The organism is Mycoplasmopsis primatum ATCC 25948, from assembly GCF_000702785.1.
Lineage (GTDB): Bacteria > Bacillota_I > Bacilli_A > Mycoplasmatales > Metamycoplasmataceae > Mycoplasmopsis > Mycoplasmopsis primatum.
In genome coordinates this window covers 16,273-28,134 of the sequence record NZ_JNJV01000010.1, presented here as the reverse complement: position 1 = coordinate 28,134, position 11,862 = coordinate 16,273, and the positions used below count along the sequence as shown (strand labels likewise).

8 protein-coding genes and 2 tRNA genes are annotated in these 11,862 nt (G+C 26.6%); 6 read left to right on the top strand and 4 right to left on the bottom strand.

Annotated elements, in window-relative coordinates; all coding sequences use genetic code 4:
* Positions 1–222: 222 nt before the first annotated feature.
* Together T386_RS04280 and T386_RS0101850 are read right to left on the bottom strand one after the other, a co-directional pair.
* Positions 223–960, bottom strand: a complete 738-nt coding sequence (locus tag T386_RS04280) for an N-6 DNA methylase family protein (protein ID WP_051622768.1) — start codon at positions 958–960, stop codon at positions 223–225.
* Between the two features lie 115 nt (positions 961–1,075).
* The gene (locus T386_RS0101850) at positions 1,076–1,975 is read right to left on the bottom strand and encodes a DegV family protein (protein ID WP_029513476.1); all 900 of its coding nucleotides are present in this window, start codon (positions 1,973–1,975) and stop codon (positions 1,076–1,078) included.
* Between the two features lie 42 nt (positions 1,976–2,017).
* Between T386_RS0101850 and tapR the strand changes: the two genes are divergently transcribed.
* The 3 genes from tapR (at position 2,018) to T386_RS0101835 (ending at position 3,975) form a co-directional block, all read left to right on the top strand.
* The gene (tapR, locus tag T386_RS0101845; RefSeq protein WP_029513475.1) at positions 2,018–2,629 is read left to right on the top strand and encodes a TyrS-associated PheT N-terminal domain-related protein TapR; all 612 of its coding nucleotides are present in this window, start codon (positions 2,018–2,020) and stop codon (positions 2,627–2,629) included.
* A gap of 14 nt (positions 2,630–2,643) precedes the next feature.
* The gene (tyrS, locus tag T386_RS0101840) at positions 2,644–3,879 is read left to right on the top strand and encodes a tyrosine--tRNA ligase (RefSeq protein WP_029513474.1); all 1,236 of its coding nucleotides are present in this window, start codon (positions 2,644–2,646) and stop codon (positions 3,877–3,879) included.
* A 22-nt stretch (positions 3,880–3,901) separates the two neighbouring features.
* Positions 3,902–3,975: transfer RNA gene (locus T386_RS0101835), tRNA-Thr, on the top strand.
* Positions 3,976–4,086: 111 nt separating this feature from the next.
* Here T386_RS0101835 and rbfA read toward each other — a convergent pair.
* The gene (rbfA, locus tag T386_RS0101830) at positions 4,087–4,443 is read right to left on the bottom strand and encodes a 30S ribosome-binding factor RbfA (RefSeq protein ID WP_029513473.1); all 357 of its coding nucleotides are present in this window, start codon (positions 4,441–4,443) and stop codon (positions 4,087–4,089) included.
* Positions 4,444–4,532: 89 nt separating this feature from the next.
* Positions 4,533–4,608: transfer RNA gene (locus T386_RS0101825), tRNA-Thr, on the bottom strand.
* Between the two features lie 90 nt (positions 4,609–4,698).
* Here T386_RS0101825 and T386_RS0101820 point away from each other — a divergent pair.
* From T386_RS0101820 to T386_RS0101810, 3 genes are all read left to right on the top strand, one after another.
* Complete coding sequence (locus T386_RS0101820) at positions 4,699–5,850, top strand: DnaJ C-terminal domain-containing protein (RefSeq protein WP_029513472.1); 1,152 nt, start codon at positions 4,699–4,701, stop codon at positions 5,848–5,850.
* A 186-nt stretch (positions 5,851–6,036) separates the two neighbouring features.
* Positions 6,037–6,477, top strand: a complete 441-nt coding sequence (locus T386_RS0101815) for a hypothetical protein (protein ID WP_051622767.1) — start codon at positions 6,037–6,039, stop codon at positions 6,475–6,477.
* Between the two features lie 305 nt (positions 6,478–6,782).
* Positions 6,783–11,606 carry a DUF4011 domain-containing protein gene (locus T386_RS0101810; protein WP_029513470.1) on the top strand — a complete coding sequence of 1,608 codons (4,824 nt, stop codon included), beginning with the start codon at positions 6,783–6,785 and terminating at the stop codon, positions 11,604–11,606.
* The last annotated feature ends 256 nt before the right edge of the window (positions 11,607–11,862 follow it).

The window sequence follows — 11,862 nt, the reverse complement described above, 5'->3', positions numbered from 1 at the left end:
TGTTTATTGAGGCTATTAAATCTGCTAAATATATAGAAAGAATAGTTAATGGAAAAGTTATTTCAAGTGAAAAACTTACCAACGACAATATTAAAGAACAAAGCAATTGATATCAAACCATAGATAAAGCATTCAAAGAAAAGCTTTAATTTAAGATAGTAAAATTTAACCTCAAAAAGACGAAAAGGGCTTATTTATAAGCCTATTCGTCTTTTTTGTTCTCTAAAACTTGGAAACTCAGGAATTTTGAATTCAAAATTTTAAAATTGAAATTTTCAATATATTCATATTCCATACCATTTGGTTTTTTTCATATAAAGCAGCGATAACTGGAAATGGTGTTTTTGTTTTTTTTATAGAATCAAAACAATGACTTGAAAAGATATAACCATCTATTAGTTTATAATTGTCTTTGAATGAGCCCAAAGATTTAAAATTAGCTTTTTTAATTAGATATGCCAATGGATGAAGAACACATATATATTTTGCATTTAATTTATGGTAGGTTTTTAAAAAAGATATGCCAAAATCTCTTGACATTACGTCCTCATCACACATTAAAGAGCCTTTATTACCTTTTTTATATTTGCTTGTAATGTCGTTATATGGAGGATTCCCAATTATAATTAATTCATCTTCTGATTTAAGGTTATATTTCTGTCTATTAATATTTAACAATGAATTTTCATTATAAATATCTAAATAAGGATATTGATTTTTCAATATCATATAAGATGTTTTGTCATATTCAGTTGCAAAACAGCGTTTTCCTAGATTAGAAAATTGTTGTAAAAATGCTCCATAACCGGAACCCAAATCACCAATAATAGAATTCTTGTGAATATATTTATTTAATAAGTTAAAAACAGTTGAAACTAAAAACTGCGGCGTAAATATACTACCATTTTCAATAATTTCTTTACTGGATAGATGAGAAACTGAACTATTTTTAATAGGCATAAAACCTCTTTTCTATTCATAAATTAATATTTTAAAAAGATTTAGAAAATGATACAAATTATGTCTAAGAACATCATAACGGATTTTTATATAACAAAATAATTATAAGATTGAATTATTTAATAGATTGTAATAACTTAATTTTGTTTTTTAAATAATCAACTGTATTTGTCGGAAAACTCATCAAGCCAAGCACATAAGATTCTGGACCAGTGTGCATAGCAACTACCGGTGGGATGTCGAATACTCATGGCGAAATATTAGTAAGATCTTTAATAGTGTTACTATATTGTTCTAAGTCGTGTGAATCAACGCCTGATTGAATAATTATTGGGATCATAGTGAAGTCTTTTTCTAATTTGAAATTTTTTACTTTATCCTGTGCATTTTTCAAAATTGATTTTTCAAAATTTCTACCAATGCCTTCTTTTAATAATTGTCCATCAAACCATCTAATTAATGGAACAAGTTTTAGCAAGCGAGCGATACCAGCAGCAGCAGGGTGAAGTCTGCCACCTTTTACTAAATATCTATTATGCTTAGGAATCAATGTAACTGAGTTATTTCAAGTTGCTTTTTCAATAGTTTCTACAAATTGATCAGCCTTTTCTGGTTCAGATTTAAGTTTAGAGTCTAATCAAATAGCATCAAACAATAATGGAACTGATATTTGCTTGCTTCTTATTACTCTAAGTTTTGGAAAATCATTTCTCATTGCTGTTAATGTATCACAAGTATTAGAAAGGTGTGTTGAAATAGGATAAACGAAAATTCTATCCACTTCATTTGATAATTTAGTAAACAAATCTATTGCTTCTTTCATGTTGAACATAGAAGTTTTAACATCGGATTTCAAATTAAATTTTTCAAATAATGTCTTAGGAGTAATATCAACTCCATCAGCATAATTAGTGCCATCAATATTAATATTTAAAGGCAAAAAATATCATCCGAGTTTTTCTGTTTCATATTTTGTTAGACCAATAGAAGAATCAACAACAATAGCATATTTCATAATTTATAATTATACAAAATATTAAGTATATAATTACACATTATGCCTTTGTTTTTTAATATTAACGATAAATTTAAAAATACCCAAATTATTTTTTACAATACAGACATTAATGATTCGTATATAGATTATTATGATTTATATACCGTGTTTAGAGACAAAAATTTTAATGTTAGTTCAATTAATTTTTTCGCCTATAAAACAACAAAAAAAGAAAAAAAATTCGGTGTATTAAGCGTTAATAAAAGCAAGCAAATTGAAAGCGAACTTTTAAAACTCAATAATAAATATAGATTTAAGACCGAGCCATATTTCTTAATTGGTAAAATTATAAAAAGGCAAGAGCACCCAAAAAGTGCAAAATTATATGTTTTGCAAGTCTTATTTGGAAAAGATAATATTAAGCAAATAATTACAAATACGACATATACAACTGAAAATAAATATTTTGTATGGTGTATGCCTGGTTCAATAACATCTAAAGGTATTAAAATACATAATGGAAAAATACTAGATATTGATAGTGCTGGGATGCTATGTACCACAGAAAGTTTAGATTTAGATCTGCAACAATCACAATTAATGAATGAATTACTAAATAAATGCGATGATTCATTTTTAGGAAAAGACATATTTAAAGTTTTGAAATTATAATAAAAAGAGGTTATATGAATTTAATTGAAGAATTAAAATCTAGAAAAATTTTAAACAATATTAGTAACAGTGAAAAATTTTTAAAATTAGATCCTAAAACCACTGGTGTTTATGTTGGTTTTGACCCTACTGCTGAAAGCCTACATCTAGGTAATTATATTTTAATTTCTGTTTTACAACGTTTTGCAAAAGCAGGGTTCAAAACCTATGCTTTAATTGGTGGAGCAACTGGAATGATTGGAGATCCATCATTTAAAGATGCTGAAAGAGTATTGCTAGATCAGGCTAAGGTTGTAAATAATAAAAATCATATTAAAAGTCAACTAGAATCTTTTGGCTTTCAAATTATCGATAATTACGATTTTTATAAAAATATGAATATTCTTGACTTTCTAAGAAATACTGGGAAATTAATAAATATTTCATATATGACAGCCAAAGAATCTGTTCAAAAAAGAATAGATAAAGGACTTTCGTTTACAGAATTCACATACCAATTATTACAAGGAGCGGACTTTTTGCATGCTTATAAAAATCTCGGCATTAAGGTGCAATTAGGTGGAAGTGATCAATGAGGTAACATTACTACCGGCCTTGATATGATAAATAAAGTTGAAGGTGATAACCATCAAGCTGTTGGTATTACAGCTAATTTATTAACTGATGAAAATGGGCAAAAAATTGGTAAATCAACTGGTGGTGGTGCACTATGATTAAATAAAAATATGTGTTCGCCATATAAAATGTATCAGTATCTATTGAGCCAACCAGATAGTAGAATTGCTGATTTACTATACTGATTTTCTTTCGAAAACATCAGTAAAATAGATGAAATTGTTAAAAAACATTTCGAAAATCCAAGTAGTCAAATTGCTCAAATTGCGTTAGCTGATGAAGTTGTTAAAAATATTTTTGGCGAAGATGAACTGAAACAAGCACAAAATATTACCAAAATACTATTTGATAAAAATTTCGACATTAAATCATTAAAACTTAGCGACTTGTCAATAATAGAAAAATATTTACCTATGTGCAAAATTAAAAAGAATGACTTATTAGTTGACAGTTTAATTAAGCAAGGAATTATTCAATCTAACCGTGAAGCAAGAGAACTTATTCAATCAAAAGCACTAAAAATAGATAATGCTGACATTGATATGGAAACAAAATATGAGCCAAAAAACTTTTCTGGTAAATATGCATTTTTTAAAAAAGGGAAAAAGCAAGTATTTTTAATTAAAACTTTTTAAGATAGTTATAAAATTTACTTGCGCCAGTTTCGCTTAGTGGTAAAGCAACTAACTCGTAATTAGTAGCCATGAGTTCAATTCTCGTAACTGGCACCATTCAATGAAGATAAACGGTTTTGCTTTTATAGCAAAACTTTTTATTTTCTGATTTTTGAATTTAAAAATCCCCTAAATTTTTAGCAATTTAGGAGACTAATTAATATGTTTTTACTCTTTGTTTTCTTCTTTAAGTGAGTTAAGAATTTGATCTATTTCAAACCCTTTCTTTTCAACTTCATCCAAAAAGAAATGAAGTTCAGGAACTTTTCTTCAATTTAGCAATTTCGATAATGATTTTCTTATAAAACCAGATGCATTTTGCACTGCTTCAAGTCCATCTTTTTCTTTTGAAGCGAAAGCCAAATATATTTTAGCGTGGCTTAAATCTGATGATAGTAAACAATCAATAATGGTTGGTTCATAAATATTAGCATTTGTTAAGTCTTGTGTAATTATTGACGCAATTAATTGTCTAATTTGTGATTCCTTTTTTAGAATATTAATGCTTTTTTTCGTATTTTTCATAATATTTAAATTTTATATGTAAAGGAATAAAAATAAAATAAAAAAGCAACAGTTGTTGCTTTTAGTAAGGACAATATAATAAATTGAAATGGTGCCAACAACAGGAATTGAACCTGCGACCCCATCCTTACCATGGATGTGCTCTACCGACTGAGCTATGATGGCCTATTAAATATTAGTGCTATTATATAAAATTAATAAATATTATTTAATAATTTAGCACTCTAAGCATAATTATGCTAAAATTTAAATATTATGGCGAATAAAGATTACTATAAAGTTTTAGGTGTTGAAAAAAATGCTACTGAAAAAGATATAAAAATGGCTTACCGTAAGCTTGCGATGAAATATCACCCTGATAAATTAAAAGATGGAACAAGTGACGAAAAGATGCAAGAGTTAAACGAAGCCTATGAAGTATTGTCAGATCCAAAAAAACGTGCTGAATACGATAGATTTGGAGCTGGTGGAGCACAAGCGGGCGAATTTAATATGCGTATGGGTGATTTTGGCGGTGCTGGTGGAGGCTTTGGTATGAGTTTCCAAGATATTTTCAGTGATATTTTTTCAAGTTTTTCAGGCGGATATAAACGTTCATCAGGTGGCGGCGCATCGCACAATGCTAGTGCTACTATGAAAAGACGTGGTGCTGATATCTACACCAATGTTGTTATTTCATTTGATGCTGCTATTAGCGGTACAGAATTTAAAGAAAAATATGTTAAGTATGATATATGTCCTAAGTGTCAAGGCGAAGGAGCAACAGCTCAAGATGTTAAACCTTGTGCTAGATGTAATTCAACTGGTAAGGAAAGAATAAGAAAACAAACTCCATTCGGAATTGCTGAAGTAGTTTCGAATTGTTCGGGTTGTGCTGGTAGTGGAAAAATAGTTACAAAACCTTGTCCTACATGTAATGGTTCAAGATATGTTAAAAAAGAAAAACCAGTTACTATTAAAATTTCGCCAGGTTTTGATACCGGTGATAAGGTTAAATTACCAGGCTATGGTGAAAAAGGAATTAATGGTGGTCCATCAGGTGATATGTATGTTGTTGTAAATGTCAAACCACATTTATTTTATGTACGTAACGGCCTTGACTTGTTAATTAAACAATTCCCTGTTTCATTTTTAGATATTGTTAAAGGTAATGATGTATTAGTTCCAACACCAAATGGTATTCAAGCTGTGCCTATGAAACCAACATATAATTCAGGCACAAAAATTAGAGTTAAAGGTGGTGGAATTCAAAATAAAGCAGGTTCTAAAGGTGACTTGTTACTAATTCTTGATGTTAAAATCCCTAACTATACTCAAGAAGAATTTGCTGAAATGGCTAAAAAATTAGAACATTTTAGCGATGATGTTAATAAGAAATTCGTTAAACAGTTTAGAAAAAATAAATAATCTTTTTTATAAAACATACAAGCGTATGTTTTTTATTTTTTTACTGTTTTATAGGTTAACAAATAAAATACATTAAGAAAATTATTATGAGAGCGGATGCATACTTTGAATTCATATCTTAAATAAATTTTTAATCATACGATTTAAACTATATAAAATATATGTATGGCTAATAAAAAGAAGAGCATGAACTTAAATTTAAAATACGATATTTCAAAGTATTCTGAAAAGAATATGTTTTTAAGTTTACTTAAAGAAGATAAAGAGTTAAAAATGAATTATGAACTCTTTAAAAAAATTTTACCATCTGCTAATTTATTTGCGGCAGCCGGCGACGAGTTAGAGCAAATTATAAAATCTAGCAAACCTATTGTAATAAATTCATTATTACAAATTAATAGTGCTGAATTTGAAAGTTATTACTCTAAGATTAAAAATATGGAATATAAAAGCGAAATTGCATCAGATAATAGAGCATTAGCTAGATCTATTTCATTTAGCTCTAATGAACTAACTCAACCTATTGATTGAATACACAGTGATTTAGATATAGGTTCATCTTTTAATGAGAGTGCTCTATCATTCACTAATACAACTGAAGTGGTCGTAAAAGAAATTGAATTTTAATATTTATTTTTGATTTAAGTTAAGAAACAAAATCAACACCATTATGAACTAAGACAAAAAAATTAGACTCAAAATTTCACAATTTCGAGTCTAATTTTTTTGTCTTAGTATTTGAAATTATAAATTTAGCAATATTTATCATGTACTTAATGAAGGCGTATTTTACTTTCGGAATTTACAGTATAATTTTTTAGCAAAAGTTTAGGTATATAAAAATGTGCACCAAAATCTTTTTGAAAAAATGCTTATGTTTTTCCGCTTTCGGTTTTTTTAATATTTATCATATTTATAGGGGTATATAAAAAATGGATACTTTACCAATTAATGAAGAAGTTGAAAAAAAACAATTGAAACAAAAAATTTATGAAACATTAAAGAATAAATTATTAGATACTTCATTAAGAAATGTTTTATTAAATTATAAAAAAACCAAATCTTCTTCAATAACTATTATCAATGAAGATATAGAAGTTATTTTAAATAAAATTGAGGACATTAATGATTTTAAATTTATAGAAGTAATGGATCAAAATCAAGATGATGAAGATACAGAACTTGAAAAATCAACTTTCGAGGAAAATGTATCAAATATAGAAATTGGAGCACATGAGTTTTTACCTTCTGTTAGCAAAAAAGAATTAACGGTTATTCTCAAAAAAATGTATTCTAAGCAAAAAACTTTATTAGAGGAGCAAGGAATAAACATTTTGTTTCTAGCGTTTGGTTTGTTAGTGTGGAAGGATATAGCAACTGAGACTCAAATTAAAAGTCCGCTTTTGTTTATACCTGTTTTAATAGATCAAAAAAGCAAAAAAATTACTATTCAAAACAAAGAGTTTTTATTAAATAACTCACTGATTAAAAAAATAAAAGATGATTTTAATCTCAACATAAAGCTTGAACTATCTAATAATTTTAATCCTAATAATGATTCTTCTTTATCTCTTTATGAATTGTACAAAAAATATATTAATCATATAAATCATGAAATAGGTTTGTTAAAAGAATCCAAAACAGAAGGCTGAAAAATTTTAGATGATGTTTCAATGTCGCTATTTAAGTTTTCTTCAATGGATATATATTTAGATTTTGAAAAAAACAAGGACAAGATTATCAACTCTGATCTTATGAGTGCTATTGTGGGCGACAATAGTTTTAATTCAGACAGGATATTTAATGAAGAAGAAATAGATAAAACAATTAAACCAGAAAATTTTTTACATTGTTTAATGGCTAATTCATCACAAGAAACAGCTATTCAATCAGCCATTCAAGGAAGTAACTTTATTATTCAAGGGCCCCCTGGTACTGGTAAATCCCAAACAATTACAAACATTATAAGTGAATTAATTGCCAGAAATAAAAAAGTCTTATTTGTGGCAGAAAAGAAAGCTGCGCTGGATGTTGTCTTCAAATCAATGCGAAGCCTAGGTTTTGCTGATTTCTTACTATTTTTACATAGTAATGTTTCAAGTAAAAAGGAATTCATTACTAACATATACACAACATTAGAAAACTGACAACAATATCAAAAAACAGATGAAGACTTTGTTTTAAATAATAATTTAGTCTATAACTATTCGTTAAAGAATATGGCGGATTTTATTGAGAAAATATTATCAAAAAGATTACCTTTTGGTGATTCATTATATTCACTGATAGGCTATTATCAAAAATTAGCTAATATTGCCAGTTATATTGTTTTTGATATTAACAATATTGAAACCATTAATAAAACGACTTTATGAGAAATTCAAAATCTTTTAAGTAGATTGAATTTAGATTATCAAGCTATCAATTTTAATATTAAAGATAATTTATGATATGGTTTATCTCATTTAAACGTGCAATTACAAGATATTGAGTCTATTAAAAAGGTGGCTAGTGAGTTAAAATTTGCTTTAGAAAATATAATATCTTTTTTAAACAATAAAATTCCACAAAATTTCAGACTATTAAAGGAAAATTTCAATTATTCATTATTTGATTCTTTATGGCAAATTTTTAATAGTGTTGATGGTATTAAAATAGATGAAAGAATTCTAAATATTTTTTCATATAAAGAGAATAATTTTGCTAAATATTTAAATGAAATTGTTTGTGCCAAGGAAGAAACGCACGAAGAATTTGATTGAATAATAAAAAGATATAATCAAAGTGTTTTTGATTCTAATATTCATCAACAATTAGATTTTGTATTACATAAGAAAAAATTTTTAAGTCGCTTATTTTCAAGAAAATATAGAAATTTAAAAAAATCATTAAAAAATCATTCAATAGGCGCAAAATTAAATTATAAAAATATTGTAAAGGATTTAAAAGCACTAAAGAAATTATCAATTGCTAATAATAAAATAGATGATATAGTCGATAGAATTCCTTCCGTTTTTCAAAAGGAATATAAAAAAATAGATTATGATACTGTTAAAAAATACTATAACACTTTTAAAAAATATGAAATTATTAATAATGAATTAAGCAAATTTAGTTTAAATAGTGAAGAAAAAAAAGAATTTTTTACTTTTTTAATAACTCAAGACACAATTAAAGAAAGCTATCAAAATGCTTATAATAATTTAAAACAAATCAGTACTAAATATTGCTACTTTTTTAATAATAAATATGTTGATTATTCATTATCTGATCAGAATATATTTGATTTAACCTCTAAATTAAATTTGTTGATTCAAACAGAAACACATCCAGATTTATATACTAGTTACATTGAAATAAGAGAAAAGGTTAAAAATAATCAATTTACCAATAATTTTCTCCAAGTATTAGAATCACAAAGCGTAGAATTTTTAAAAAATAATGATTTTTCTAATTTATTCACGCGAAGATTTTATCAATTATTAGTAGATTATTACATAAAAAGGGACTTGTCAAATTGAAATGAGACGGAGTTTAAAAATAATATCCATTTATTTAGTGAATCTTGCATGCGTTTAAATCAAATTGCAAACATTAAAATTGCAGAAAATGTTGCTAAAAAAATCCCTTATTTAAACTCAATAATTAACAATGCGGACCTAAATTTATTAAAGAAAGAGCATTCTAAATCGAGAAATCATATCTCTATTAGAGAAATCTTTATAAGGATGCCAAATTTAATTCAAAACCTTAAACCATGTTTTATGATGTCTCCGTCGTCATTGAGCAAACATTTAAGCGATAGTCATATAACCTTTGATACAGTTATTTTTGATGAGGCTTCGCAATTAACATTAGAGAACACTTTTATAGCAATGATAAAAGCTAAACAAGTTATTATCGCTGGCGATACTAACCAATTACCACCAACTAATTTTTTTAAGACAATTGCTGATGAACAATCTAATGATGAAGAAGATATTGAAGAAAATGATTATGATTCGCTTTTAGAAAGAGTACAAAGCATTTATAAACAAATTACTCTTAAATGACATTATCGTTCAAGGTTTGAAGAATTAATTTTGCCATCTAATCAATTTATTTATAACAATAAGTTAATAACATTTCCTACGCCACGCAAATCAAATACAAATAATAGTGGCATTATGCTTCCTTTTGAAGGGGTTTCTTTTATCAAAGTTAATGGTATTTATGAAGAACAAACCAACGAAGTTGAAGCAAATGAAATTGTGAAATTAATAAAAGTACTAAGAGATTACTACGGAACTACAAAAACTTTTGGCATTGTAACATTTAATCTCAAACAAGCTAATAAAATTGAGAATAAGTGGTCTCAATTTGTTTATAAAAATCCTGATTATATGGATGTAGAAATAGCAAACAAACTTTTTATCAAGAATATCGAAAGTGTCCAAGGCGATGAAAGAGATATAATAATTTTAGGGATCACTAATGGACCAGACAAAAATGGAAGATTTTCTAGAAATTTTGGAGCAATTAATAATGCTGGTGGTAAAAAAAGATTAAATGTTGCAATAACTAGAGCAAAAGATGCCACTATTGTTATTTCATCTTTTTCTTATTCAGATTTAAAAGTTGATGATTTAAAACATGATGGTCTACTATTTCTTAAAAAGTATTTAAAATTTGCTGAGTATGGCTATGATCCAAAAAGTGACAATGTTTTAGAAAATGAGGATGAAAAATTTGATAGTGAATTTGAAATACAAGTTTATGAAGAGTTAACAAAATTAGGTTACCAAGTAAAAACACAAGTAGGCTGTTCTAAGTTTAGAATTGACTTAGCCATTTTAGATAAAAAAGACCCTACAAAATATATTTTAGGCATTGAATGTGATGGAGCAACTTATCATTCGTCTAAAAGTGCCCGTGATAGGGACGCAATAAGACAATCCTTTTTGGAACAAAGAGGTTGAAATATTCATAGAATATGATCATTAAATTGGTTTAAAAATAAAAGAAGAGAAATTGCAAAAATAATTGAAAAAATTGATAGTATAGAAAAAAATAATAATTCATTAGATAACCTCAATAATAGCAATGGAGAACATTACATCAAAAATATGCCAATAACAATCTTTTTTAAAAACAAAGAAAATTTGAAATTCGAAAACTATTTCTCTTTTGATTTTGTGTTTCAAAAATTATTGGCAACATTTCCCATAGAACCACAAATAGATGTCATTTCAAAAGGTTTGCTCATAATTGAAGAAATGTTTAAATATGGTCATACATTTAAAGAAAAAGAAATTTACAAAATGATCCGAAGCATATTTAGCTATTTAAGTTGGAATCAAAGAGATTATTCATATAAATCGATAACAGAAAAAGCTATGAATATGCTAAAACGCACTGGAAAGATTACAACTATTACGAATCCAGGTGGTGAAATTTTCTGACATTGAAAACAATATCCTAACACATTTAGAATATCTAAAAATAATGAAAGCAATAGGTCAATTACTGATATATGTATAGATGAATTTACGAATTTAGTAGTACAAATTTTAACTAATACAGATAATAAAATTTTATGTTATGACCTTCAAACAACTATTTTAGGAATATTAAATTGTGCTAAAACTCAATTAAATCTTTCTAAATTAGACGCTATGTTGTATAGTTTAATAAACCTTAATGTAATTAAACAAATTATCATAAATGATAACAGCTATTATGTAATAGCTAATGATGTATCCAATTATAATTTGTAAATTTGAAAAGTAAAATGCACCTAGATAAAAAATCTAGATGCATTTTTACTACCTTGTTATGCACAATTTAAATTGTGTAATATTGTGTTAACTATTCTTTCATATCTTAAAATTCAACATTCTTAGCATCTATTTTATTCATACTAATAATTATCCCCCTATTTTTTAGAAAAAACGGGTGGCTCAATTTGTTTGATAATAGAAAAAAATTATATATTCAATTTATCAGCTATTAATTGTTCTATTATTTTATGAT